25 protein-coding genes and 1 rRNA gene are annotated in these 24,120 nt (G+C 70.9%); 17 read left to right on the forward strand and 9 right to left on the reverse strand.

What is annotated here, in order from left to right; translation table 11 throughout:
* The first annotated feature begins 9 nt into the window (after positions 1–9).
* The 4 genes from pstS to pstB all read left to right on the forward strand — a co-directional run bounded on the left by pstS (position 10) and on the right by pstB (position 4,121).
* Positions 10–1,137 carry a phosphate ABC transporter substrate-binding protein PstS gene (pstS, locus tag AB0L45_RS19210; protein WP_365841306.1) on the forward strand — a complete coding sequence of 376 codons (1,128 nt, stop codon included), beginning with the start codon at positions 10–12 and terminating at the stop codon, positions 1,135–1,137.
* Positions 1,138–1,233: 96 nt separating this feature from the next.
* On the forward strand, positions 1,234–2,235 hold the full coding sequence (pstC, locus tag AB0L45_RS19215; RefSeq protein WP_365841308.1) for a phosphate ABC transporter permease subunit PstC: 1,002 nt from the start codon (positions 1,234–1,236) through the stop codon (positions 2,233–2,235).
* Positions 2,232–3,311: a phosphate ABC transporter permease PstA gene (gene pstA / locus AB0L45_RS19220; protein ID WP_365841310.1), complete on the forward strand. Its 1,080-nt coding sequence runs from the start codon at positions 2,232–2,234 to the stop codon at positions 3,309–3,311. Before pstC ends, pstA begins: the two co-directional genes overlap by 4 nt.
* 30 nt (positions 3,312–3,341) lie before the next feature.
* A complete protein-coding gene (gene pstB / locus AB0L45_RS19225) occupies positions 3,342–4,121 on the forward strand; it encodes a phosphate ABC transporter ATP-binding protein PstB (RefSeq protein ID WP_125054873.1) in 780 nt (259 codons plus the stop codon).
* A 199-nt stretch (positions 4,122–4,320) separates the two neighbouring features.
* Here the strand turns inward: pstB and AB0L45_RS19230 are convergent, their stop codons facing one another.
* Together AB0L45_RS19230 and AB0L45_RS19235 are read right to left on the reverse strand one after the other, a co-directional pair.
* Entirely contained in the window at positions 4,321–5,319 is a 999-nt protein-coding gene (locus AB0L45_RS19230; protein WP_365841312.1) for an inorganic phosphate transporter, read from the reverse strand.
* A 6-nt stretch (positions 5,320–5,325) separates the two neighbouring features.
* Entirely contained in the window at positions 5,326–5,946 is a 621-nt protein-coding gene (locus tag AB0L45_RS19235; RefSeq protein ID WP_365841314.1) for a DUF47 family protein, read from the reverse strand.
* Positions 5,947–6,140: 194 nt separating this feature from the next.
* Between AB0L45_RS19235 and AB0L45_RS19240 the strand changes: the two genes are divergently transcribed.
* Entirely contained in the window at positions 6,141–6,542 is a 402-nt protein-coding gene (locus tag AB0L45_RS19240; protein WP_365841316.1) for a metal-sensitive transcriptional regulator, read from the forward strand.
* A 57-nt stretch (positions 6,543–6,599) separates the two neighbouring features.
* Here AB0L45_RS19240 and AB0L45_RS19245 read toward each other — a convergent pair whose 3' ends face one another.
* A complete protein-coding gene (locus AB0L45_RS19245; protein ID WP_365841318.1) occupies positions 6,600–6,794 on the reverse strand; it encodes a hypothetical protein in 195 nt (64 codons plus the stop codon).
* Between the two features lie 173 nt (positions 6,795–6,967).
* Positions 6,968–7,945, reverse strand: coding sequence for a hypothetical protein (locus AB0L45_RS19250; RefSeq protein WP_365841320.1), 978 nt, complete (start codon positions 7,943–7,945; stop codon positions 6,968–6,970).
* Positions 7,946–8,090: 145 nt separating this feature from the next.
* Here AB0L45_RS19250 and AB0L45_RS19255 point away from each other — a divergent pair, with 145 nt between their 5' ends.
* The gene (locus tag AB0L45_RS19255; RefSeq protein ID WP_365841322.1) at positions 8,091–8,288 is read left to right on the forward strand and encodes a hypothetical protein; all 198 of its coding nucleotides are present in this window, start codon (positions 8,091–8,093) and stop codon (positions 8,286–8,288) included.
* A 217-nt stretch (positions 8,289–8,505) separates the two neighbouring features.
* Positions 8,506–10,095, forward strand: a complete 1,590-nt coding sequence (locus tag AB0L45_RS19260; protein WP_365841324.1) for an FAD-binding oxidoreductase — start codon at positions 8,506–8,508, stop codon at positions 10,093–10,095.
* Positions 10,096–10,329: 234 nt separating this feature from the next.
* Here the strand turns inward: AB0L45_RS19260 and AB0L45_RS19265 are convergent, their stop codons facing one another.
* The 3 genes from AB0L45_RS19265 to AB0L45_RS19275 all read right to left on the reverse strand — a co-directional run bounded on the left by AB0L45_RS19265 (position 10,330) and on the right by AB0L45_RS19275 (position 12,770).
* Positions 10,330–11,028 (reverse strand): phosphatase PAP2 family protein, encoded by a 699-nt coding sequence (locus tag AB0L45_RS19265; RefSeq protein ID WP_365841326.1) that lies wholly within the window; start codon positions 11,026–11,028, stop codon positions 10,330–10,332.
* Positions 11,029–11,237: 209 nt separating this feature from the next.
* Positions 11,238–12,242: a bifunctional lytic transglycosylase/C40 family peptidase gene (locus AB0L45_RS19270; protein ID WP_365841328.1), complete on the reverse strand. Its 1,005-nt coding sequence runs from the start codon at positions 12,240–12,242 to the stop codon at positions 11,238–11,240.
* A gap of 96 nt (positions 12,243–12,338) precedes the next feature.
* Positions 12,339–12,770 carry an ATP-binding protein gene (locus AB0L45_RS19275; RefSeq protein WP_365841331.1) on the reverse strand — a complete coding sequence of 144 codons (432 nt, stop codon included), beginning with the start codon at positions 12,768–12,770 and terminating at the stop codon, positions 12,339–12,341.
* A 195-nt stretch (positions 12,771–12,965) separates the two neighbouring features.
* Here AB0L45_RS19275 and AB0L45_RS19280 point away from each other — a divergent pair, with 195 nt between their 5' ends.
* The 9 genes from AB0L45_RS19280 (at position 12,966) to AB0L45_RS19320 (ending at position 22,402) form a co-directional block, all read left to right on the forward strand.
* Positions 12,966–13,856 carry a helix-turn-helix transcriptional regulator gene (locus AB0L45_RS19280; RefSeq protein WP_365841333.1) on the forward strand — a complete coding sequence of 297 codons (891 nt, stop codon included), beginning with the start codon at positions 12,966–12,968 and terminating at the stop codon, positions 13,854–13,856.
* Between the two features lie 9 nt (positions 13,857–13,865).
* The gene (locus AB0L45_RS19285; RefSeq protein ID WP_365841335.1) at positions 13,866–14,066 is read left to right on the forward strand and encodes a DUF397 domain-containing protein; all 201 of its coding nucleotides are present in this window, start codon (positions 13,866–13,868) and stop codon (positions 14,064–14,066) included.
* 40 nt (positions 14,067–14,106) lie between these two features.
* A complete protein-coding gene (locus AB0L45_RS19290; protein WP_365841337.1) occupies positions 14,107–14,328 on the forward strand; it encodes a DUF397 domain-containing protein in 222 nt (73 codons plus the stop codon).
* Positions 14,329–14,565: 237 nt separating this feature from the next.
* Complete coding sequence (locus AB0L45_RS19295) at positions 14,566–14,874, forward strand: hypothetical protein (RefSeq protein ID WP_125049422.1); 309 nt, start codon at positions 14,566–14,568, stop codon at positions 14,872–14,874.
* Positions 14,875–15,475: 601 nt separating this feature from the next.
* The gene (locus AB0L45_RS19300; protein ID WP_365841339.1) at positions 15,476–16,321 is read left to right on the forward strand and encodes a hypothetical protein; all 846 of its coding nucleotides are present in this window, start codon (positions 15,476–15,478) and stop codon (positions 16,319–16,321) included.
* Positions 16,311–17,684, forward strand: a complete 1,374-nt coding sequence (locus tag AB0L45_RS19305; RefSeq protein ID WP_365841341.1) for a hypothetical protein — start codon at positions 16,311–16,313, stop codon at positions 17,682–17,684. Before AB0L45_RS19300 ends, AB0L45_RS19305 begins: the two co-directional genes overlap by 11 nt.
* On the forward strand, positions 17,681–19,243 hold the full coding sequence (locus AB0L45_RS19310) for an SCO6880 family protein (protein WP_365841343.1): 1,563 nt from the start codon (positions 17,681–17,683) through the stop codon (positions 19,241–19,243). Before AB0L45_RS19305 ends, AB0L45_RS19310 begins: the two co-directional genes overlap by 4 nt.
* Before the next feature lie 28 nt (positions 19,244–19,271).
* Positions 19,272–20,696: an ATP-binding protein gene (locus tag AB0L45_RS19315; protein WP_365841391.1), complete on the forward strand. Its 1,425-nt coding sequence runs from the start codon at positions 19,272–19,274 to the stop codon at positions 20,694–20,696.
* A 119-nt stretch (positions 20,697–20,815) separates the two neighbouring features.
* On the forward strand, positions 20,816–22,402 hold the full coding sequence (locus AB0L45_RS19320) for a type IV secretory system conjugative DNA transfer family protein (protein ID WP_365841393.1): 1,587 nt from the start codon (positions 20,816–20,818) through the stop codon (positions 22,400–22,402).
* A 39-nt stretch (positions 22,403–22,441) separates the two neighbouring features.
* Here AB0L45_RS19320 and AB0L45_RS19325 read toward each other — a convergent pair whose 3' ends face one another.
* Complete coding sequence (locus AB0L45_RS19325) at positions 22,442–22,984, reverse strand: GNAT family N-acetyltransferase (RefSeq protein ID WP_365841345.1); 543 nt, start codon at positions 22,982–22,984, stop codon at positions 22,442–22,444.
* Between the two features lie 160 nt (positions 22,985–23,144).
* Between AB0L45_RS19325 and AB0L45_RS19330 the strand changes: the two genes are divergently transcribed.
* The gene (locus AB0L45_RS19330; RefSeq protein WP_365841347.1) at positions 23,145–23,921 is read left to right on the forward strand and encodes a DUF6796 family protein; all 777 of its coding nucleotides are present in this window, start codon (positions 23,145–23,147) and stop codon (positions 23,919–23,921) included.
* 92 nt (positions 23,922–24,013) lie between these two features.
* Here AB0L45_RS19330 and rrf read toward each other — a convergent pair.
* Positions 24,014–24,120, reverse strand: a 5S ribosomal RNA gene (rrf, locus tag AB0L45_RS19335); the annotation flags it as partial.

A 24,120-nucleotide genomic window follows, 5' to 3' on the forward strand; every position in this document is an offset into this window, starting at 1 on the left:
CTCACGACAGTGAAGCAGCTGCAGCGCAAGAACCGGGTTCGCGCCCTCGCCGTCGGCGCTCTCGCCGTCACCGGTGCCCTGGCCCTGTCGGCGTGCGGCTCCGACGACACCAGTGGTGGCGGCGGTGCGGCCTCGGCGGCGAAGACCGGCAACGTCAAGTGCGAGGGCAAGGGCAAGCTGCTCGCCTCCGGCTCGTCCGCGCAGAAGAACGCCATGGACGCCTGGGTGCAGGCCTACTCGGGCGCCTGCAAGGACACCAGCATCAACTACCAGCCCACCGGCTCCGGCGCGGGCATCACCACCTTCCTCCAGGGCCAGACCGCCTTCGCGGGCTCCGACTCGGCGCTCAAGCCCGAGGAGGTCGAGAAGTCCAAGAAGATCTGCAAGGGCGGCCAGGCGATCAACCTGCCGATGGTCGGCGGCCCGATCGCGGTCGGCTACAACGTGCCCGGTGTGGACAGCCTGGTCCTGGACGCGCCGACGCTCGCCAAGATCTTCGACACGGAGATCACCAACTGGAACGACGAGGCGATCAAGAAGCTGAACCCGGACGCCAAGCTGCCGGACCTGAAGATCCAGGCGTTCCACCGCTCGGACGACTCCGGCACCACCGACAACTTCACCAAGTACCTCAAGGGCGCCGCGCCCGGCGCCTGGAAGCACGAGCCGGGCAAGACCTGGGAGGGCAAGGGCGGCCAGGCCGCGTCCGGCTCGGCCGGCGTCTCTTCGCAGGTCAAGCAGACCAGCGGCGCGATCTCCTACTTCGAGCTGTCGTACGCCACCGCCGGCAAGATCGACACGGTCAAGCTGAACACCGGCGCCAAGGCCCCCGTCGAGGCCACCGTCGACAACGCCTCCCAGGCCATCGCCGAGGCCAAGCAGGTCGGCAAGGGCAGCGACCTGGCCCTGAAGCTGAACTACACCACCAAGGCCGAGGGCGCCTACCCGATCACCCTGGTCACGTACGAGATCACCTGCGACAAGGGCAACAAGGCGGAGACCCTGCCCGCCACCAAGTCCTTCCTGACCTACATCTCCAGCAAGGACGGCCAGAACGCCCTCAAGGAGCTGGGCTACGCGCCGCTGCCCACCGAGATCGCCGACAAGGTCCGCTCGGCCGTCTCCTCGCTCTCCTGACCCACCGGGCGGCGGCCCGCAACCCCGCAGGCCGCCGCCCGTCCGGTGCACCGCCGCGCCAGGAGCCCCCGCCGGGCTCCGCAGACCGGAGAAACCATGAACTCAGCACCCTCGATATCCAGCGCCCCACCCCCGCCACCGGCCGCGCCCGCCGCCTCCCCGGTGTCCGGCAAGGCGGTCCGCCCCGGAGACCGGATCTTCCTCGGCCTCTCCCGCGGCTCGGGCATCGCCCTCCTGGTGATCATGGCCGCCATCGCGGCCTTCCTCACCGTCCGCTCCGTGATCGCCGTCTCCGGCGACCACGCGAACTTCCTGACCTACTTCGACTGGCGGACCTCGGGCCCCGAGCCGCAGTTCGGCATCGCCGTCCTCGCCTTCGGCACCGTCGTCAGCTCGGTGATCGCGATGGTCATCGCGGTCCCGGTCGCGGTCGGCATCGCGCTGTTCATCTCCCACTACGCGCCGCGCCGCCTGGCCTCCCCGCTCGGGTACGTCATCGACCTGCTCGCCGCCGTCCCCAGCATCATCTACGGCCTGTGGGGCGCCCTCTTCCTCGTACCGCACCTGACCGGCCTGTCCAGCTGGCTGGACACCTACCTCGGCTGGACCGGCATCTTCGCCTACGGGCACGGGGCCGCCCGGTCGCTGTTCACCGTCGGCATCCTGCTCGCGATCATGATCCTGCCGATCGTGACCAGCGTCAGCCGCGAGGTCTTCCTCCAGGCGCCGAAGATGCACGAGGAGGCCGCGCTCGCGCTCGGCGCGACCCGCTGGGAAGTCATCCGGATGTCGGTGCTGCCGTTCGGCCGCTCCGGCATCATCAGCGCCTCGATGCTGGGCCTGGGCCGCGCGCTCGGCGAGACGATGGCCGTGGCCACCGTCCTGTCCCCCAGCTTCCTGATCAACACCAGCCTGCTGGACCCGGGCGGCGGCACCTTCGCCCAGAACATCGCCAGCAAGTTCAGCGAGGCCGACGAGTTCGGGCAGGACGCCCTGATCGCCTCCGGCCTCGTCCTCTTCGTCATCACGCTGCTCGTCAACGGCGCGGCCCGCCTGATCATCGCCCGCCGCAAGGAGTACTCGGGGGCCAACGCATGAGTAACACGGTCACCGCGCGGCGGCCCGTCGCCGACAGCGCGCCGCTTCCGGTCTCGCTCAAGCAGCCCCGGCTGCCCCGCTGGGCACCGGCCGGCCTCGCCGTGGCGGCGGCCGCCGTGGGCTGCGGCATCGGCCTGGCGGCCGGCCTGGAGAGCCGCGTCCAGTGGGGCCTGATCGCCGCCCTGCTGTTCGTCCTCGGTACCTTCCTGCTCGCCGCGGCCGTCGAAGGCACCCGGCAGGCCAAGGACCGCCTGGCCACCAGCCTGGTCTGGATCTGCTTCCTGCTGGCCGTGATCCCGCTGGCCTCCCTCATCTGGGAGACGCTCGCCCGCGGCGCGAAGGTCGTCGACGGATACTTCCTCAGCCACTCGATGGGCAACCTGCCCGACGCGATGGCCGGCGGCGGCATCTACCACGCCCTCATCGGCACCCTCCAGCAGGTGGGCCTGGCCACCCTGATCGCCGCGCCGATCGGCCTGCTCACCGCGATCTACCTGGTCGAGTACGGGCGCGGCACGCTCGCCAAGGCCGTCACCTTCTTCGTCGACGTGATGACCGGCATCCCCTCGATCGTGGCCGGCCTGTTCATCCTGTCGGTGTGGATCCTGATCCTCGGCTTCGGCCCGTCCGGCTTCGCCGGCGCGATGGCGCTGGCCATCCTGATGATGCCGGTGGTCGTGCGCTCCACCGAGGAGATGCTCAAGCTGGTCCCCAACGAGCTGCGCGAGGCGTCGCTGGCCCTGGGCGTGCCCAAGTGGCGCACCATCCTCAAGGTGGTGCTGCCCACCTCGATCGGCGGTATCGCCACCGGCGTGATGCTGGCCGTCGCCCGTATCACCGGTGAGACCGCGCCCGTACTGCTGCTGGTCTGGGGCGCGAAGCTGATCAACACCAACCCCTTCGAAGGTGCCCAGCAGTCGCTGCCGCTGTACGTGTTCCAGCAGTGGCAGATCGGCACCGACGCGGCGTACGACCGCGCCTGGGGCGCGGCGCTCGTCCTGATCGCCTTCGTCATGATCCTCAACCTGGTGGCCCGCGGCATCGCCCGCTGGAAGGCCCCCAGGACCGGCCGCTGACTCCAGCGATAGAAAGAAGCAGTGATTTCCATGGCCAAGCGAATCGACGTCAGCGGCCTCTCCGCGTACTACGGCAGCCACCGGGCCATCGACGACATCTCCATGACCGTCGAGCCCCGCTCGGTGACCGCGTTCATCGGCCCCTCGGGCTGCGGCAAGTCCACGTTCCTGCGCACCCTGAACCGGATGCACGAGGTCACCCCGGGCGGCCGTGTCGAGGGCAAGGTGATGCTGGACGACGAGAACCTGTACGGCAGCGGCGTGGACCCGGTGGCGGTACGCCGTACGGTCGGCATGGTCTTCCAGCGCCCGAACCCGTTCCCCACCATGTCGATCTTCGACAACGTGGCGGCGGGCCTGCGCCTGAACGGCACGGTGAAGAAGAAGTCCGAGCTGACCGACGTCGTCGAGAAGTCCCTCAAGGGCGCCAACCTCTGGAACGAGGTCAAGGACCGGCTGAACAAGCCCGGCTCCGGCCTGTCCGGCGGCCAGCAGCAGCGGCTGTGCATCGCCCGCGCCATCGCGGTCGAGCCGCAGGTCCTGCTGATGGACGAGCCGTGCTCGGCCCTCGACCCGATCTCCACGCTCGCCATCGAGGACCTGATCGGCGAGCTGAAGGAACGGTTCACGATCGTCATCGTGACGCACAACATGCAGCAGGCGGCGCGCGTCTCGGACCGTACGGCCTTCTTCAACCTGGCCGCGGTCGGCCAGCCGGGCAAGCTGGTCGAGATCGACGACACCGAGCGGATCTTCTCCAACCCGTCGGTCCAGGCCACGGAGGACTACATCTCCGGCCGCTTCGGGTGAGCCGGCCCCGGCCGGCCGGGTGAGAGAGGCCCGGCCGGTCCGGTGAGCGGTCCCCGGCCGGTCCGGTGAGAGCCCGTGTCCGGCCGGCCCCCGCGCGTCCTGCGGTGCTGCATGGCGGTGCCACCGCAAGGACGAGGGCCCGCCCTCCGGTGCCGGAGGGCGGGCCCACAAGAATGCACGGCCCGTGGGCCGCGCCGGATCAGGCGAACACGAGGTGGACGGCCCAGTAGCACAGGGCGGCCACCGCCGCGCCGGCGGGCATGGTGATGAACCAGCCCATGACGATGTTCTTGGCCACGCCCCAGCGCACCGCACGGGTGCCCTTGGTCGAGCCCACACCCATGATCGCCGAGGTGATGACATGGGTGGTGGAGATCGGCGCGTGGAACATGAACGAGGCGGTGTACATGACGGACGCCGCGGTCGTCTCGGCCGCGAAGCCCTGCGGCGGGTCCAGCTCGATGATCCGCCGGCCGAGCGTACGCATGATGCGCCAGCCGCCCGCGTACGTACCCAGCGACAGGGTCAGCGCACACGCGATCTTCACCCAGACCGGGATGGCGTCGCCGGCGCTCTGCACGTCCGCGATGACCAGCGCCATCACCACGATGCCCATGGTCTTCTGGGCGTCCTGGAGGCCGTGCCCGAGCGCCATGCCGGCCGCCGAGACCGTCTGCGCGATGCGGAAGCCGCGCTTCGCCTTGTGCGGGTTGGACTTCCGGAACAGCCACATGATCACGACCATCACGAGATAGCCGAGGACCAGGCCGATCACGGGCGAGAGGAACATCGGAACGACGATCTTCTCTATGACGCCCGACCAGTAGACGGTCGTACCGCCCGCCAGCGCCGCGCCCACCATGCCGCCGAACAGGGCGTGCGAGGACGACGACGGCAGTCCGAAGTACCAGGTGACCAGGTTCCAGACCACCGCGCCGACCAGGGCCGCGAAGAGGATGCCCATCCCCTTGGAGCCCTCGGGCGTCGAGATCAGTCCCTCACTGACCGTCTTGGCGACCCCGCTGCCCAGGAAGGCACCGGCGAGGTTCATCACCGCGGCCATCGCCAGCGCCGCCCGCGGGGTCAGCGCCCGCGTGGAGACCGAGGTCGCGATGGCGTTCGCGGAGTCGTGAAAGCCGTTGGTGTACGTGAATCCGAGCGCGACCCCGATGGTCACGATGAGCGCGAAGGTGTCCACCGGAGGTCAGGACTCCTTGACCGCGATCGTCTCGACCGTATTGGCGACATGCTCGAAGGCGTCGGCCGCCTCTTCCAGGATGTCCACGATCTGCTTGAGCTTGAGCACCTCGATGGCGTCGTACTTGCCGTTGAACAGGTGCGCGAGCAGCTTGCGGTGGATCTGGTCGGCCTGGTTCTCCAGGCGGTTGACCTCGATCCAGTACTCGGTGAGGTTGGACATCGTCCGCAGGTTCGGCATCGCCTCGGCGGTCAGTTCCGCCGCCCGCGCCAGGACCTCGATCTGCTGCTCGACGCCCTTGGGCAGCTCCTCGATGCTGTAGAGGACGACGAGATCGACGGCCTCTTCCATGAAGTCCATGATGTCGTCGAGCGAGGACGCGAGGTTGTAGATGTCCTCGCGGTCGAACGGCGTGATGAAGGAGGAGTTCAGCTGGTGGAAGATCGCGTGGGTCGCGTCGTCCCCCGCGTGCTCCGCAGCCCGCATCCTCTCGGCGATCTCTGTCCGCGCGGAGGCGTCCGCCCCGAGCAGTTCCATCAGGAGCTTGGAGCCTGTGACGATGTTGTCCGCGGACGCGGCGAACATGTCGTAGAAGCTCGTCTCCCTGGGGGTCAGACGAAAGCGCACGTGAAATCCTCGGGGTGCATCGGATTCGGTCGAGTTGATGCTAGGCGCATCATCCAGCCACTGCTAACCGGCATTCCTTCAGTGTCGCCCATCGGGCACCATGCTCTGCACGGGGTACCGCCCGCGCCTGCGAATTTCTGTACCATATACCCGCTAGGGGTATATGGAATGCCTACGTACCACGGGAGATGGCCATGACGACCACGGACGCCGACACCAACGGCACCACCGCAGCCGCCGCGGCCTGCCCCACCGACGGGCCGAAAACCGCTCCCGGAAGCGACCCCACCGCCGTCACCGCGCACGATCTGGGCATCCACGGTTACGCACAGCAGAAGGACGCGCACCTCAAGAGGCTGCGCCGGATCGAGGGCCAGATCCGCGGCCTCCAGCGCATGCTGGAAGAAGATGTGTACTGCATCGACATACTCACCCAGGTGTCCGCGAGCACCAAGGGCCTGCAGTCCTTCGGCCTCCAGCTCCTGGAGGAACACCTGCGGCACTGCGTCGCCGACGCCGCCGTCAAGGGCCCCGAGGCCATCGACGAGAAGGTCAAGGAAGCCACCAAGGCGATCGAGCGGATGCTGCGCACCTGACCGCGGAGGCCGGACGCACGGGTGCCCCACACCGTCGCGCCCGGCACCGCCGCCCGGTCACCCGGAATTCCCGGGCCCGTGCCCCGGTCGCACGCGGTCCGCGTCCACGTCCAGCACCTCGTCGATACGGTCCGAGCTGAGCCGATCCTCGCTCGCGGCGGCTGCCGCGATCATCAACTCACCAGTCAGGTCGATCTCGACGAGGGCGACGTGGTCCTGAACCGTCGAGTTGCGGTGTCCGGCCACGTACAACACCTCCTCCTTCGAGCGCCTCCCCACTCTTCTGGTGGTTACCGCCCAGAGTAGGTACGGGCGCACGCTCCGCGCATGGCACGGATGGACCATTTCCGCCAGTTCGCACACGCCGTCGTCACGTGCCCCGGCCGCCCGGAGCCACTGCGCCCGGCCGCCCGCGGCGACCGGGGTCAGCCGCCCGTCGCGGCGACCTTGCCCGTGTAGATGTCGTCCCCGTCCGGCAGCCGGACCGGAACCGGCGCGCCGAAGCCGTACAGCGTGGTGGTGGAGGTCACCGACGTCCCGCCCGTCGTGCCGTTGGCGAAGCGGAAGCGCTGGCGCACCTTGCGCAGCCGCCCGGCGTCGTCCAGATACGCGTCGAAGGGCACCACGTCGGTGGTGAAGCCTTTTTCCGCCGCGGTCAGCGCGGGCCGGACCGCGGCGGACGCCGCGCGCGCCGCCGCCCCGATGTCCGTCGTCCCGCTGAAGTGCCGCACCGCCACGCCGTCCAGCCGCTCCCGCCCCTCGTACGTCACCTCCCGCACACCGCGCAGCAGCTCCGCGGCGGCCATCGGGTCCGTCGCGCCGCCGGTGACGAGGTTGCCGTCGGCCAGCGAGGCGGTGTCCACCCGCACCCACTTGCCGGCCGGCACGCCCGCCCCGCGGTTCTTCATGTACAGCGCGGACGGCGTGAGGATCTCCGTGATCGTGCGCTGCGCGCCGCTCCCGTCGCCGGTGTCAGGAAGCCGCACGTTCAGCCGGCCGGTCCGCCGGCGGTAGTCATGGCCGCCGCTGCCCCGGATGGCGACGCGGGTGCCGCCGCTGACGGTCTCCATCTCCGTACGCACCCGGGAGGTGCCGGCCCGCTCCAGCGCGTCGGCGCCGGCGCGCAGGGCCGCGGCGTAGTCCGTACGGCCGGACGGGAACCCGGCGGCCGACGGGCCGGACGCCTCCCGCGGCCCGTCGGACGCCCGGTCGCCCGGCGGGCGGGCACGGTCGGTGAAGGGCAGCCCGGCCGCCGACCCGCCCACCGGGCCGTCTGCGGAGCGGCTGTGGTCGTCGGCCGCCGCTCCGTTCGGGGAGCAGCCCGTGGTGAGCAGCCCGACCGCCAGGCCCACCCCGCACACGGCGGCCGCGACGGCGCCGCCTCGCCTGTCCTGCACCACCATCGCGTACGAGCCCCCTCGGCCGCTCTGCTCGTGAACCGGCGGACCGGGATGTTCCGGTTGTCCGGAGCACCACGACCCGTTCCGTTCAACGACTGTTCAGCCCGCTTCGTCACGCCCGTACACCCCGGCCGCGTAGCGTGGCGGCGTGCACGACCGAGCAGCACAGGAGCCGACAGCGCAAGAGGCGACAGCGCAGCCCTCCGGGGCATCCGACCACCGGACCACCACCACCGAACGAGGCTCGTTCTGCCTGGCCCGCTGCACCTGCGGCTGGCACGGCCCGGCCCGCCGGGCCCGCTCCCAGGCACGGACGGACGCGGAACAGCACCACCGGACGGGGTGAGCGGAACCCCTCGCCGGCCCGGGCGGGCATGCCGTACGCGATGCCGCGCCCGCCCGGGAACCCCTCGCCGCGCCTCACCCTGACGCCCGCTGCCACGCCCCTCCCCGCCCCCGCGGCCGTGCCCCTGGAACCTCCCCGGGCCCCCGTCCCATCTGGGTAGGGGGAAGTCATCCACGGCGCGCGGACCCGCAAAGGGTTCCAAAAGGGGCAGTTCACAATGAAGCGGCGCACGATCCTGGCAGCCGGCGGCGGACTCGCGGCGGCGACCGCGGGCCTCACCACCGCCTGCAGCACCGACACCGGCCACGCGAGCAGCCCCGGCGGCACGGCGTCCGGCGGCGTCGGCCTCAACACCAGCGCGCAGGCGGGCAAGCCGCCGGCCGCCAAGGCGTCGTGGGACGCGCTGCGCAAGAGCCTCGACGGCAAGCTGATCCGCGCCGGCGAGGCCCAGTACGACGCCGCCCGGCGCCTGTACAACACCCGTTACGACACCCTGAAGCCCGCCGCCGTCGCCTACGTCCGCCATCCCGCCGACATAGCCGAGTGCCTGTCCTTCGCCCGCCGCCACAACGCCCCCGTCGCGATACGCAACGGGGGTCACTCATATGCCGGTTGGTCCAGCGGCAACGGCAAGCTGATCGTCGACGTGTCCGCCCTGAACCAGGTCTCCGCGCCCTCCGGCGGCATCACCCGCATCGGCGCCGGCGCCAAGCTCATCGAGGTCTACGAAGGCCTGGGCAAGCACCACGTCACGATCCCCGGCGGCTCCTGCCCCTCCGTCGGCATATCGGGCCTGACCCTCGGCGGCGGCCACGGTGTCGCGTCCCGCGCGTACGGCCTGACCTGCGACAGCCTCGTCGCCGCCACCGTCGTCACGGCCGACGGCAAGACCGTCGAGTGCGACGCCAAGCGCAACAGCGACCTCTTCTGGGCCCTGCGCGGCGCCGGCAACGGCAACTTCGGCGTGGTCACCGAACTGCGCTTCACGACCCACGCCGCACCCCGCTCGGTCAGGGCCTACCTGACCTGGCCCTGGTCCAAGGCCACCGCCCTGCTGCGCTCCTGGCAGGAGTGGGGCCCCGTCCAGCCCGACGAGATATGGTCCTCCCTCCATCTGGACGCCCACCCCGGCGGCACCCCGACCGTCTCCGTCGCCGCCTTCTCCCTGGGCTCGTACGGCGACCTCCAGAACGCCGTCGACAAGCTCGCCGACCGGACGGGCGGCCCCGGACCCGCCACGTCGGTACGGCTGACGCCCAGCTCGTACCTCGACGCGATGGAGTCGTACGCGGGCTGCTCCTCGAAGACCACCGAACAGTGCCACCTGCCCGGCACCCTCCCCGGCCGCGACGCCGCCGGCAAGCTCGCCCGCGAGACCTACGCGGCCCGCTCCGACTTCTACGACCGCTCGCTCGACGCGGCCGGCGTCCGCGCCCTGCTCGGCCAGATCGAGGCCGCGAGCCGCAAGGGCGTCGCCGGCAACGCGTCGCTGACCGCGCTGGGCGGCGCGGTCAACCGGGTCCGGCCCACCGACACCGCCTTCGTGCACCGCCGCTCGCGCTTCCTCGCGCAGTACCTGGCGTCCTGGAAGGCGGGCGGTACGGGCTCCGCGCAGAGCGCCTGGCTCGCGGACATCCACAGCGCGATGCGGCGCCACGCCTCGGGCGCGGCCTACCAGAACTACACGGACCCGGCCCTGACCGACTGGAAGAAGTCCTACTACGGCCCGGCCGCCGACCGCCTCACCGAGCTGAAGCGCAAGTACGACCCGAACGGCCTGTTCAGGACATTTCCGCAGGCGCTGTGACGGGGGGCGCCGGAGCGATGCAGTGCCCCGGCGTCCGCGAGCACGTCGCCGGGGCGGCGATCGCGGAGGCGTACGACCCGACCCTCGTACGAATCCACTCGGTGCACCACCCCCACGGGCAGCACGCGTGAGCACCGACCGGCCGCCTTCCGCCGTCTGACGCCGGCGCACCGGCCCCGCGCATGCACAAGGGGGAGGCCCTCGGGCCTCCCCCTTCACGCGTGCCGCGCCCGGCTACGCCGCCAGGTCCTCGTCCCGCTCCGTACGGGACACCGGCGGTACCGCCGCCACCGGCCCGGAGACCCGGCGGGCCGCCGGCCCGCCGGCCTGGACGAGCCACCAGGCGGGCGAGCGCCCCACCGCCGTCGCCACCGGGATCAGCATCGCCTGCGCCACCGGCGCCAGCAGCAGCGCCACCGCCGTCCCCAGCGCGAAACCGCCGATCACGTCCGTCGGGTAGTGCACGCCCATGTAGACCCGGCAGAAGCCTTCCAGCAGCGCCAGGCCGATACCGACCAGCCCGTACTTGCGGTGCGCGATGAACAGCCCCACACCGACCGCCATGGTCAGCGTCGCGTGGTCGCTCACGAACGAGAAGTCGGTCTTGCCCGGTTCCAGCACTTCCAGGCCCGCGTGCACCCGGAACGGCCGGGGCCGCTCCACCACCGCCCGGATCGGGATGTTGGCCAGCAGCGCCACCCCGGCCGCCAGCGGCGCCCAGACCAGGCCCGCCAGCGCGGCCGGCGCGTCCGGCCGCTTGCGCGCGCCCCACCAGGCGATCAGACACAGCACGGCGAGCCCGGCGATGAGGCCGTACTCACCGACGTACTTCATGGCGCGGTTGAGCCACTCCGGTGCGTCCTTCGCGAGGCCGTTGATGCCGTCGAGCACGTCCACATCGGGGTTCGACCCGTCCATTGCGAGTCCAGCCATCTGCCGCGGCCCCTTACCTTTCGCGCGCGCGAGCGCCGTGTGAGTGCTGCCGACCCCCGTGGTCTTCGGGCGTGGCCGGATTCCCACGGCCTCGCCATGTCTCCATGCCCAGGAAACGCGATGGAGCGCCGGGCCGTTCCACCTTCTACCGGATGATCACCAGGACGTTACCGAAGAGAGACTGATGTCCGCAGTTCAGGGCCCCATGTTCACGCAGCGTTCGGTCGGGGCAGCGCTTTCGCGCCATCTTCGGTGACGCGGGTCGCACCGATGTAGTCCGGTGTGTCGATCTTGTCGAACCGGATCACCGCGCCCGTGTACGGCGCGTTGATCATGTAACCGCCGCCCACGTAGATCCCCACGTGGTGGATGGACCGCGGATCGTTCAGATCGTGCGCGAAGAACACCAGGTCACCCGGCAGCAGCTCGTCCCGCTTCGGGTGCGGCCCGGCGTTCCACTGGTCGTTCGCCACCCGCGGCAGCTCGATCCCCACCGAGTGGTACGCCGCCTTCGTCAGCCCCGAGCAGTCGAAGCGCCCGTTGTGCTCCGGTGTGCCGTTGCCGCCCCACAGGTACGGCTTGCCCAGCTGCTCCTGGGCGAAGTAGATCGCCGAGGCCGCCTGCCGGGACGGCGCGACCCGCCCCACCGGCGCCGCGAAGCTCTTGGCGAGGGTGGTGATGATCCGCACGTAGTTCTGCGTCTCACTGATCGCCGGCACCCCGCCCGCCTTGATGACCCGGTACGCGCCCGCGTTGTACGCCGCGAGCATGTTGCGCGCCGGGTCGCCGGGCACGTCCTTCACGTACTTCGCCAGCTCGCAGTCGTACGACGCCGCCGACGGGATCGCGTCCGCCGGATCCCACACGTCCCGCCGGCCGTCCCCGTTCCCGTCGATGCCGTGCGAGGCCCACGTGCCGGGGATGAACTGGGCGATGCCCTGCGCGGCCGCCGGGCTCTGCGCGCGCGGGTTCCAGCCGCTCTCCTGGTAGAGCTGGGCGGCGAGCAGCGCCGGGTTGATGGCGGGGCACAGATTGCCCCACTTCTGCACCAGCGGCTGGTACGACGCCGGCACGGCACCCTTCGCCAGCCCCACCGCCCGGCCCGCGCCTCCTGCCAGACCCGCGGCGGCCGTGTACGTGCCCACCACGAGCAGCACGAGGAAGCAGAGCACCAGCCCGACTCCGACCCCACCGGCCACCCAGTATTTGCGCACCCCTCAACCCTCCCCCAAACGGGCGTGTTTCACCGCCGTTTTCGGCATGTACCTCACCACACGGCGGCCGTCTTCCGGCCCGCCCGGTCCCTCGCTTCAGTCCCCCAGCTCGAACCAGACCGACTTCCCGTGCCCCGGCCCGTGCCGGCACACGCCCCACTCGTCGGCACAGACCCCGACCAGGTACAGCCCGCGCCCGCCCACCGCCTCCTGCTCCCCCCACTGCCGTACGGGCAGCCCCGGCGCCCCGTCGTGCACCAGCACCCGCAGCGTGGCCGGCGAGGGCCACTCCCCGTACAGCGTCACCGGCTCCGAACAGCCGCTGTCCCGGCAGGCCTTGACGGCGTTCGTCACCACCTCGGACGTCAGCAGCAGCGCCGTGTCCGCCAAGTGCCCGCGCCCGGCGGTCCGCACCGCCGTACCGACCGCGTCCCTGGCCGTACGTACCCACCCCGGGTCCGGCGGAAAGACGAGCGAGAAGTCGCACAGCGCGTACGGCCGGTGTACGGCCTCGGTGGTGGGGCACATGACGTGGCCTCCTCGGGTCACGGGCCGGGCCGTGCGGGGCGCACGGGGGTGGGCCGGTATTCCGAAACTAGGGAAAGGCTTTTGGAAGTTACAACCTCTTCCGGTCCATCTCGCTCGGACGAGTGGTATCGCCCCGGTGCACGGTCCCCCGCCGCAACGACACGCGAGACTGCCCGGAACCCCGAGGAGGAATCGATGCCACCCAGGAGCCAGCCCAGCGCACGCCACCGCCGGCTCGGCGCCGAACTGCGCAAGCTGCGCCTGGCCGCCGGGCTGTCGGGCGACCAGGCCGCCGCCCTGATCGACGCCGACCGCGGGCGGGTGAGCAACATCGAGGCGGGCCGGGTCGACGTCCCCCGCAACGGCCTCCACAAGGTGCTCCGGGCATACGGCTGCACGGAGGGCCCGCTCTTCGAGGGGCTGATGGCGATGGCCCAGGACCGGGGGAAGGGCTGGTGGGACGCGTACCGGGACGTGATGCGGCGGCCGGCTCTCGACCTCGCCGAGCTGGAGGCCAGATCCACCCACGTCCGCATGCACGAGTCATCGACCGTACCCGGCATGCTCCAGACCGCCGACTACGCCCGGTCCATGTGCGCCATGGCGGCGGACGAGAGCGAGGACGAACCCCTCGACCGTTACGTGGAGTTCCGCCTGGCCCGCCAGCGCATCATCGAACAGGAGCCGGGCACGCCCTACCACGCGGTGATTCACGAAGGCGCGCTGCACACCCTGATCGGCAGTGCCGAGGTCATGCGCGGGCAGCTGCGCCGCCTCATCGAGGTGGCGCGGCTGCCGCACGTCACCGTGCAGGTCTTCCCGTTCACCGCCGGCGGCTTCTCGGCCTACAGCCGCCCCTTCGCCCTTTTCGGCGGCCCGACGCCGGAACTCGACACCGTACGGCTGGAGCAGCCGCTCGGTTCCGTCCTGCTGCACGACCACCCGTACCTCGACAGGTACTCGAAGATCTTCACGAAGCTGTCCGAACTGGCGCTGCCTCCGGTTGACCCTGAGGCAAGGCCCGAGTGTCATGAGGGCCGGGACTCCCTGACCTTGATCCACCACCTCATGTACGCCATGCAGTAAGGAATCACCATGCCGCAGCTCACCTGGCAGAAGTCCTCGTACAGCACACACGGCCACGACGACTGCGTAGAGGTGACCGAGAAGCCGGGCGGCCCCGTCCTCTACCGTGAGAGCGACCACCCCGGAGCGGTCGGGCGGGCCACCGCCCCCAGCTGGGCCGCGTTCCTCCGGGCCGTCAAGGCCGACCGCTGCGCGGTACGCGCCCGCTGACCGGTCCTCAGCCCGCCGCCGTACTCCGACGAAGGAAGCCATGCCGCCCACGCCTCCCCTCCCCGCGCACCTCGACTGGCAGAAGGCCACGGACGACGAGAGCGCACCCGAGTACATCGAGGTCGCCTTCGGGGACGACGGCCACGTCTACCTCCGGACGAACACCGAGCCGGACAACGTCGTGGTCACCACGCGCGCCAAGTGGGACGCCTTCGTCCTGGGCGTGAAGGCGGGCGAATTCGACCACTTCGTCGGGCTCTAGCACCGGGCCGCGAGGGACCGTTCGAACATTGCTCCGCGTTACCGACCGTGATACACACGGTGATACCGGCGGGTCACCAGGCGCAGCACGCCTCCGTACGCACGCAATCCCCACGGGATCCGTCAAAGAAAGCCGCCAAGTCGACATCTGATGGCGGTTTTGTCAGCGAAGATAGGTGCTGGCCCGTACCGTAGGGCACGGGCACGCAACAACCCATAAGGGGCGGTGAGTTCATTCATGCACTTGGCGGCCGAAAAGGGCGACATCACCACCATCATTGGCGGAATCGCCCCGGACTGGGGTCCGTTCGGGACACTGGGCAACGAAGCACGCGTGATGGTCGAAGTGGTCATGGCAGTAGCGATTCTGCTCTGCCTCGGCATCGCGATCTGGGGCGCGGCCAAGCAGCGCATCGGCGCCACCGCCCTGCGCGACACGTTCAGCGCCGAACAGGGCAAGGGCCTCATCGTGGCCGGCCTCACCGGCGTCTTCATCATCGGCTCGCTGGGCACGCTCTTCACGATCGTGTACGGGATGGCGGTGTAGCCGGGGCCCACCGGGAAGGCCGCTCCACGCCCCTGGAGCGGCGCCCGGCGATCCGCCGCCGACGCCCGCCGGTGCCTCGGCCGCCGTCCGGTCCGCACCGGCCGGCCGACGGCCTCCCCGCCAGCCCCTCCCGTCCCGCACCGGAACCCCGCACGCCCCCGCACACCACCGGCGCGGCGCACCCCGGGCCACTCCCTTCCGTACGCCCCGCCGGCCGCCCGCACCCTCACCCCTCCGCCACCACTCCCACCGCCCTCACCACGGGCCACACCTCACCGCCGAGAGCACCCGCCGATGCCCGCGCATACCGCCCCGTACCGTTCCGCTTTGCGCCACTCCCGCACGCAACGGGCCGATTGGGCCGCGCGCCGGGCGGGGACACATGGGCATGGCGGGGACGGAGCGGCGGCCGCGGCGTACGAGGTGGTCGCAGCTGCCGCAGAGTCCCCCATTCGTCTCTTCCGCCCGACATCTGAGGTCCCGTCACGGTGAGATCTACTCGTACCACTGCGCCCGAGCCGCTGCCCGCGCGGCTACGGTCATATACGGGCGGCAAAACGACAGCAGTGACGGCTATGCCGGTTGAGGGGGCACAGGCGCGATGAGTCTCAGCGATGGCGGCGGATACGGCGGTGGCGAGCCGGGCGGCCCGGATACGGGCGGCCAGACCCGCACCAGACTCCCGGACGGCGGCGGCGACCCGTACGGAGCCGGCCGCCGTCCCCGTACGGGCTCCTCCACCCGGAACCTCGTCACGATCGTCGGCGTGGTGGTCCTCCTGATCGCCGCCATCGCCTTCGCGAACCGGGGCGGCGGCGGGGGACCGGGCGACGACCGCACGAAGGAAGCGGACGCCCGCCCCACCGCACCGACCGGCACCAAGCCGGTCGAGGGCAAGAACGGCGGCATCGCGTCGGGCTTCGCGAGGACGGAGCAGGGGGCGGAGTCGGCGGCGGCGAATTACGCGGTGGCGCTCAACAGTGACGGCATGTACACGAAAGACCGGCGGCGGACGATAGTCACCACGGTGTACGCGCCCGCCGTGGCAGCAGCCCGCGAGAACGCCCTCGACAAGGCGTACGGCGATCCGGAGTTCCTCGGCCGCATCGGGCTCAAGGCGGACGGCCGGGCTCCTGACGGCTCGACGTTCGTCTCCCGGGCCAACCCGGTCGGCACCAAGGTCGAGAGGTTCTCGGGAACTGCGGCCAAGGTGTCCGTCTGGTACTCGGCCCTCTTCGGCATCGCCGGTCCGGCCTCCAAGAACCCGGTCGCGGAGGGCTGGTACACGAACACCTTCGACCTGCAGTGGATCAACGGCGACTGGAAGATCACCGACTTCACGCAGAAGGACGGTCCGGCTCCGGTCGGCCGGGACCAGGCCGCGTCCTCGGCCGAGGACATGTCCAAGGCTGTGCAAGGCTTCGGAGGGTTCACCTATGCCCGCTAACCATCGTCGTCGCGCCCTCTCCCTCGCCGCACTGGTGACGGGCGTGCAGACGGCCGTCCTCTTGCTGGCGACACGTTCCTACGCGGCGCCGAGCCCCACTCCGACCCCGACGGGCGGCCCCTCGGCCAGCCCCTCGCCGAGCAATGACCCCTGTGACCTCATCCGCGGTCTTGCCAGGGAGTACTGCCAGAACGGCGACAAGGCCGGCGCCACCGCCCCCAAATCCCCCGGCGGCCTCACCGACAACAACCCCCTCGACCCCCTCACCTCCCTCGCCAAGGGCTGTGCCGACGCCGCTGCCTGGATCGTCAACAAGCTGTCCGACGCCGTGAAGTCGACCTCGCAGGTGGACTTCACGAACAGTGCCTTCCTGAAGCAGTACGCCGTCGTCTTCGCCGCCTCGACCGTGCTGACCCTCGTGCTGTGGCTGCTCGCCGTCGCCAAGCGCGCCGTGCGCGGCGTGCGGCTGACGGAGGCGATCAGTGAGGCGATCGGGTTCCTGTGGCTGACCGTGCTCGCCTCGGCGTTCACGCCGCTGATCCTGTACACCGTCGTCTCCGCGACCGACGGCGTCACCGAGATCATCGCGAAGGGTACGGGCGCGCAGACCGACACGTTCTTCGGGGCGTTCGCGGCGGCGCTGAAGAAGGACACGGACATCGGCGGCGGCCCGATCATGCTGATCGTGGTCTCGCTCGTCTCGGTGCTGGCGGCCGGCGTGCTCTGGCTGGAGCTGGTGATCCGGGCGGCCCTGCTGTACGTGGGCGCGCTGCTCGGTACGGTCGTCTACGCGGGCCTGGTCGACAAGAACATGTGGGGGCACGTCCGCCGCTGGGCGGGCATCATGATCGCCGTGATCATGGTGAAACCGGTCATCGTGATCGTCCTGGGCATCGCCGGGGCCCTCACCACCGGCGACGGCCCGAACGCCATCTCCGCCGTCGTCTCCGGCCTCGCCATCATCCTGCTCGCCATCTTCGCCAGCGCCGTGATCTACCGCTTCGTGCCCGGTTTCGGCGACGAGATGGTCTCGGCCCGTACGAACAAGAAGCAGGCCACCGAGGGCTCGCAGGCCGCCGCCGTGATCTCCTCGCCTGCCGCGCTGGTGTCCCAGGGCATCAAGACGCACAGTTCGCGCAGGTCGGGCGGGGGCGGCGGCCAGGAGCAGAGCGGTGGGCAGGCCCGGCCCGCCGACGCGGTGTCCGGCGGTGTCGCCGCCCACAGCAGCCGTAACAGCGGCCCCTCCGGAGGCGGCGGCCGCGTCCCGGCCCCCGCCTCCCGCCCGCACCCGTCCCCCGGCCCGAGCAGCAGCTCGTCCGGCAGCACCCGCACCGGCAAGACTTCAGGAGGTGACGGGCGTTGACGACCCAGTCCCACCCGATCGCGCCCCGCCGCACGTATCTGATCGGCCGTGCCCGCCCGAACGCGATCGTCGGCAAGAACCGCGAGACCGGCGAGATCGCCCTGATCATCGCGGGCGCGTTCCTCGGCATGATCTGCGGCCTGCTCGTGCCGGTGCTGTCACTGCGGATCGCCACCCTGACCGGTTTCCCGCTGCTGGCGATCGCCGCGGTCTACTTCCCGTACCGCGGCCGTACGTTCTACAAGTGGTTCGAGATCAACCGCAGCTACCGGCGTACGGTCCGCCAGGGCGCCACGTACCGCTCCGGCGTCGCCGAGGCCGGCGTCCGCCTGGACGGCCGGGAGGTGGAGATCGGCCCGCCGCCCGGCATCGGCCGCATCAACTGGCTGACCGCGCCGTTCGGGCCGGACGAGATCGCCGTCCTGCTGCACGCCGACCGCCGTACGGTCACCGCCGCCATCGAGATCGAGGGCCCGGGCGTCGGCCTGCGCGACAGCGAGGACCAGGAGGCGCTGGTCGAGCGGTTCGGTACGCTGCTCAAGCACGTCGCCAACGGGGACGGCTTCGTCACGCGCCTCCAGATGCTGGCCCGTACGCTCCCCGCCGACCCCGACGCGCACGCCAAGGACGTCGCCCAGCGCGGCAACCCGGACTCCCCGGACTGGCTCAAGGACTCCTACGACCAGCTCCAGTCCATGGTCTCCACCTCCTCCGAGCAGCACCGCGCCTACCTCGTCGCCTGCATGCACTACACCCGCGAGCTGGCGGCCGAGGCCCACACCATGGCGCGCGCCGCGCACCTGCACAACGGCGGGCTGCTCCGCAAGAAGCTGGACCGGGACGCGGGCCTGGCCGTCGTCATGGCGCGCGAGCTGACCGACATCTGCGCGCGGCTGGCCGAGGCCGACATCCGCGTACGGCAGCCCCTCGGCCAGAGCCGGCTGTCCTCCCTGGTGCACTCCATGTACGACCCGGACCACCCGATCGACCACATCCAGGCCATGACCCAGCGCAACGCCTGGCCGGCCGAGCTGGACGCGATGGAACCGACGTACCTCCAGGCCAAGACCCGCGAGTCGGCGACCCGCGCGCCGTGGTGCCACGCCACCGCCTGGATCAAGGAGTGGCCGCTGACCCCGGTCGGCGTCAACTTCCTGGCACCGTTGCTTGTGCACACGCCCGACGTGATCCGTACGGTGGCGGTCTGCATGGACCTGGAGCCCACCGAGATCGCGATCGAGCGGATGCTGACCGAGAAGACCAACGACGACGCGGAGGCCAGCCGGGCCGCCAAGATGAACCGGGTGGTCGACCCGCGCGACGTGGCCCACCACGGGCGCGTCGACCAGCGCGGCGAGGACCTGGCCTCGGGCGCCGCGGGCGTCAACCTGGTCGGCTACATCACCGTCTCCGCCCGCTCCCCGGAGGCCCTGGCCCGCGACAAGCGCACCATCCGCGCCTCGGCGGGCAAGAGTTACCTCAAACTGGAGTGGTGCGACCGGGAACACCACCGCGCCTTTGTCAACACGCTGCCGTTCGCGACCGGGATCCGCCGCTAAGCCGCTGGGAGGCGCGTACGTCATGGCCATGCTCGATCCGCTCGCAGCGCTCACCGAGGCGTTCACCAGCTTCCTGTTCGGGAAGGTGGAGACGACGCGGCTTCCGGTACGGACCTCCACCGGCCAGGCCCAGGCGGTCTACCTGCCGACCGCCGCACCTGGCCTGGGCGACTCCGGCGTGATCATCGGCCGCGAGGTCTACAGCGGCAAGGGCTACATCTACGACCCCTTCCAGCTCTACGGCCAGCAGCTGCCGGCCCCGCACTGGCTCGTCCTCGGCGAGTCCGGCAACGGCAAGTCGGCGCTGGAGAAGACGTACGTCCTGCGCCAGCTGCGCTTCCGCGACCGGCAGGTCGTCGTCCTGGACGCGCAGGGCGAGGACGGCGTCGGCGAGTGGAACCTGATCGCCGAGCAGCTCGGCATCACCCCCATCCGCCTGGACCCCACCGCCGCCCTCAACGGCGGCATCCGCCTCAACCCCCTCGACCCGTCGATCACCACCACCGGCCAGCTGGCCCTGCTCCGTACGATCATCGAGGTCGCCATGGGCCGCGGCCTGGACGAGCGCTCCGGCTTCGCGCTCAAGGTCGCCCACGCGTACGTCAACGAGACGATCACCAACCGCCAGCCGGTCCTCACCGACATCGTCGAACAGCTCCGCCACCCCGAGGAGGAGTCGGCGGAGGCCATGAACGTCGACATAGACGACGTACGGGCCTGGGGCCTGGACGTGGCCCTGGTCCTCGACCGGCTGGTCGACGGCGACCTGCGCGGCATGTTCGACGGCCCGACCACGGCCGGCATCGACCTGGACGCGCCGCTGATCGTCTTCGACCTCTCGCACATCGACCGCAACTCGATCGCGATGCCGATCCTGATGGCCATCGTCGGCGTGTGGCTGGAGCACACGTGGATCCGCCCGGACCGGAAGAAACGGATCTTCCTCGTCGAAGAGGCCTGGCACATCATCAACTCCCCCTTCGTCGCGCAGCTCTTCCAGCGGCTGCTGAAGTTCGGCCGCCGCCTCGGCCTGTCCTTCGTCGCCGTCGTCCACCACCTCAGCGACGTGGTGGACGGCGCGGCCGCCAAGGAGGCCGCGGCGATCCTGAAGATGGCCTCCACCCGCACGATCTACGCCCAGAAGACCGACGAGGCCCGCGCCACCGGCGCCGTCCTGGGCCTGCCGCGCTGGGCCGTCGAGATCATCCCGACGCTCACCCCCGGCATCGCGGTCTGGGACGTCAACGGCAACGTCCAGGTCGTCAAACACCTGATCACCGAGGCGGAACGGCCGCTGGTCTACACCGACCGCGCGATGACCGAGTCCTCCGCGATGCTGACGGAGGAGGCCCTCGCCATCGGGCGGGCGGCGGACGCGGAGGCCGAACAGCGGGCCGAAGCGCTGGCGATGCAGCGGCAGTTCCGGGACGAGTCGAGCGAGACGGTGGCGTGACGCGGGGATACGGGCACGGAAGCACGCAGGGGCACCCCGGGCACGGCGGTACGGGCCTGCCCGGCAGCCCAGAGGGCCCAGGAGGCGGCCGGGGCCGGGGCGTCCCCGACTCCCTGCTGATAGGCGTACTCGTCTTCCTCCTGGGCCTCACCGTCCTGGCCTGGACGGCGACCGGCCTGGCCGGCCTCTTCACCCACGGCGCCTGGCCGGACGGCGTGACCTTCACCCGTACGCCGCTGGCCCTGCGCAGCCTGATAGCCGCCCCGCACGACCTCCCGGCCGCCTGGCCCGACACCCCCGCCGCCCAGCTCTCCGGGTACGGACTGTTCTGGGGCATCCTCATCAGCGAACTGCTGGTGCTGGTCGTCCTGACGGTCTTCGCCATGGGGACGATCGCCCGATACCGGGTCGTACGGGCCAATCGGCGGGCAGCCGGGGCGCCCGCGGCGGCTCCGGGGGTGGAGGACGCGCCTCAGGGCGGGCCGGCGGCGCCTGCGCCCGTTCCGGCGGCGCCGGCTCCCGGGGCGGAGGCGTCGACCGCCGTCCCAGCGGCGCCTACGCCCGCTTCGGCAGTCGAGACAGCCGGCACAGCCGCGACGACCAGGGCAGCAGGGACAGACAGGACAGCCAAGACCGAAGCGCCGACGCCCCCGGTCACCCCGAGCATTCCCGAACCCGCACCCGCACCCGCACCCGCACCGGCACCCGTCCCCTCACCCGCCCTCACCCCGGGCCCCGGCCCCAGTCCCACCTCGGTCCCCCCAGCCGGCCCCCTCCCCCCGGCCGTGCACTACGGCACCGACCGCCGGCAGGCCGGTGCGCTCGCCGCGGCCGCCATCACCTCCGCAGAGGGCCCTCTCGTCGTCGCCACCACCGACCCCGCCCTCTGGGCCGACACCAAGGACGCCCGCGCCAAGCTGGGCCCGCTGCTGACGTACGACCCGCAGCACCTCCTGGACACCCCGGCCCGGATGCGCTGGTCGCCGACGTCCGGCTGCGAGGACATCGGCACCGCCGCGGCCCGCGCGGCCGCCCTCCTCACTCCCGTACGCCCCTCCAGCACACTCGACTCCGCCGTGGCCGACGCCGCGACGACCCTGCTGCGCTGCTGGCTGCACGCCGCCGCCGTGGACGGCCGCCCCTTCCGCCAGCTGCACCGCTGGGCACACACCAAGGGCGCCGCACACGAGCCCGTACGCATTCTGCGGACCAGCCAGAAGGCGTCGGCGGGCCAGGCCGGCGAGCTGGAGTCCGTACTGACCGCGCACGCGGAACGCCGCGAGCTGGCCCAGGAGTTGGTCTCCCGCACCCTGGCGTCGCTCTCCTCGATCCACATCCGGGACGCCTGCAATCCGGCTCGATCCGATGCCCTGCTTCTCGAATCTTTCATCGACGAAGGGGGAACGCTCTACGTGGTAGGGGAATCCATCGAGGATCCGCGCACCACTCCGGGTGCGATGCCGTTGCTCATCGCACTCCTCTCCAACGTGGTCGAGCGCGGCCGCCGCATGGCCGAACGGTCATCCGCCGGTCGGCTCGACCCACCACTCACCCTCGTCCTGGACGACATCGCGGCGCTGGCGCCGTTCCCGGCCCTGCCCGGGCTGCTGGAAACCGGGCGCGCACAGGGCCTGTTGACGCTGGCCACCCTGCGCTCTCAAGAGCAGGCCCGCGCCCGCTGGCCGCACACCCCGCTCCCGGACTGACGCGCCTCCGCACCCCCTGTCGCGCGCACGCAGGGGGCGTCACGCGCGTTCCAGCACCATCTCGTGCTCGATGGCGGTCTCGTCCTTGGGGTCGGCCATCGTCCGGCCGGTCTCGACGAAGCCCAGCGAGCGGTAGAGCATCAGCGCGCGCTCGTTCTCCTCGTGCACCCAGAGCCGTATGCGCCGTACCACCGGCTCGGGCCGGCTCCACGCCCACTCCACGGCCGCCGCGAACAGTTCGCGCGCCAGCCCCGTACCGCGCTGCTCCGGGCGGACGTACACGCCGACGATGTGTGCCCACGGCTCCTCGTCGTCCCACTCCTCCGCGCCCTCCAGCTCGACGCGTACGACGACCATGCCGCCCCAACTGCCGTCCGGCGCCTCGCCGATGAACGTCAGCGGGTCACGGTCCTCGTCACTGCGCGCCGCCCGCCGCTGCCACACGTCGTCCGGGTACGCCGCGACCTTCTCGAAGGACTCGTTGAAGGCGATCCGCGCGACCGGATCCGCCAGCGCCGCCAACCGCAGTTCCCTGAGCCGCTGCCATTCGTCCGCCTTCACCGGCCTGACCAGATACCCCATCGGGCCAGCATCCCAGCACTCCGCCCCCCTGACCACACACAATTCACCTTCCACACCCGCCCCTCCTCATTAGGCTAGCCTCACCTAACTCATACGACCGGTGTCCGGCTTCCGCTTCCCACCCGGCGCCTGACGCCACGTCTGACGCGGAGGCATCACCTTGTCCGAAGCCCCCAGCCCCACCGCCGTCCCGGCCCGCGAGCCCACGACTTCGCCCTCTTCACCTTCACCGCGCAACCGACTGCTCACCCTCCGCCTGGCCGGCATCACCGGGATCGCGGCCTCCGTGGCCTGGCTGGTCGGGGACATCCTGTTGCTCGGCAAGCCGATGGGCTCGGCGGACCAGTACCCGATCCTGTCCGCGTACGAGGGCACGGCCCGGGATTCACTGGCCGCGATGCTGCCCGCCTCCACCACCCGCCTCGCCTGGGGCGCTCTCCTGGGCGTCCTGACGGGTCCGCTCTACCTCCTCGCCTGCCGGCATTACCGCCAGGCCCTCCTCCCCCAGCCCCGCCGGCTCGCCCTGCCGCCCTACCTCCTCCTTACGGCCGGCTACGCGCTCGCCCCCTTCGCCCACGGCTCGTTCTTCTACTGGGGCCAGGCCGCGAAGGCGGTCCACGCGTCCGGCGCCCACTCCGAGGCGCTGACCACCCTCCCGGGTGACCTCGCCACCGTGCTCTTCATCCCGTACGCCGTACTCCTGGCCCTCTGGGTCATCGGATCCGTCTGGCTGGCCGTCCTCGTCCTTCGCGGCGGCACCGCCTTGCCCCGCTGGATGTGCGTCGCGAACCCGCTGGTCTGCACCCTCCTCGGAACTGCCGTCACCGAGCTCTGGCCCGGTGCCGTCGGTACGGCCCTGCAAGGTGCCGCCCTGAGCGTCGGCAACCTGATCCTCTTCTCCCTCACCACCCTGGTGTTCTGGAAGAAGGCCGGCTGACCGCCCCCGTCAGAAGCTCCGGAAACATTCCGGGAACGCAAAAAAGCTCCGGTCCCTGAACCACAAGGTTCAGGGACCGGAGCTGAAAAATTGTTCGGCGGCGACCTACTCTCCCACAGAGTCCCCTCTGCAGTACCATCGGCGCTGAAAGGCTTAGCTTCCGGGTTCGAAATGTAACCGGGCGTTTCCCTAACGCTAT

Origin of the sequence: Streptomyces sp. NPDC052496, from assembly GCF_040679095.1 — a bacterium.
Classification (GTDB): Bacteria; Actinomycetota; Actinomycetes; order Streptomycetales; family Streptomycetaceae; genus Streptomyces.

Bases quoted from the DNA above. Each gene is read 5' to 3' on its own strand.
- AB0L45_RS19325 (WP_365841345.1), bottom strand. From the start codon at position 22,984: ATGGGGTATCTGGTCAGGCCGGTGAAGGCGGACGAATGGCAGCGGCTC.
- AB0L45_RS19305 (WP_365841341.1), top strand. From the start codon at position 16,311: ATGCCCGCTAACCATCGTCGTCGCGCCCTCTCCCTCGCCGCACTGGTG.
- pstB (WP_125054873.1), top strand. From the start codon at position 3,342: ATGGCCAAGCGAATCGACGTCAGCGGCCTCTCCGCGTACTACGGCAGC.
- AB0L45_RS19250 (WP_365841320.1), bottom strand. From the start codon at position 7,945: ATGGTGGTGCAGGACAGGCGAGGCGGCGCCGTCGCGGCCGCCGTGTGC.
- AB0L45_RS19275 (WP_365841331.1), bottom strand. From the start codon at position 12,770: ATGTGCCCCACCACCGAGGCCGTACACCGGCCGTACGCGCTGTGCGAC.
- AB0L45_RS19285 (WP_365841335.1), top strand. From the start codon at position 13,866: ATGCCGCAGCTCACCTGGCAGAAGTCCTCGTACAGCACACACGGCCAC.
- AB0L45_RS19280 (WP_365841333.1), top strand. From the start codon at position 12,966: ATGCCACCCAGGAGCCAGCCCAGCGCACGCCACCGCCGGCTCGGCGCC.
- AB0L45_RS19265 (WP_365841326.1), bottom strand. From the start codon at position 11,028: ATGGCTGGACTCGCAATGGACGGGTCGAACCCCGATGTGGACGTGCTC.
- AB0L45_RS19260 (WP_365841324.1), top strand. From the start codon at position 8,506: ATGAAGCGGCGCACGATCCTGGCAGCCGGCGGCGGACTCGCGGCGGCG.
- pstC (WP_365841308.1), top strand. From the start codon at position 1,234: ATGAACTCAGCACCCTCGATATCCAGCGCCCCACCCCCGCCACCGGCC.
- AB0L45_RS19290 (WP_365841337.1), top strand. From the start codon at position 14,107: ATGCCGCCCACGCCTCCCCTCCCCGCGCACCTCGACTGGCAGAAGGCC.
- AB0L45_RS19315 (WP_365841391.1), top strand. From the start codon at position 19,272: ATGCTCGATCCGCTCGCAGCGCTCACCGAGGCGTTCACCAGCTTCCTG.
- AB0L45_RS19240 (WP_365841316.1), top strand. From the start codon at position 6,141: ATGACGACCACGGACGCCGACACCAACGGCACCACCGCAGCCGCCGCG.
- pstA (WP_365841310.1), top strand. From the start codon at position 2,232: ATGAGTAACACGGTCACCGCGCGGCGGCCCGTCGCCGACAGCGCGCCG.
- AB0L45_RS19295 (WP_125049422.1), top strand. From the start codon at position 14,566: ATGCACTTGGCGGCCGAAAAGGGCGACATCACCACCATCATTGGCGGA.
- AB0L45_RS19300 (WP_365841339.1), top strand. From the start codon at position 15,476: ATGAGTCTCAGCGATGGCGGCGGATACGGCGGTGGCGAGCCGGGCGGC.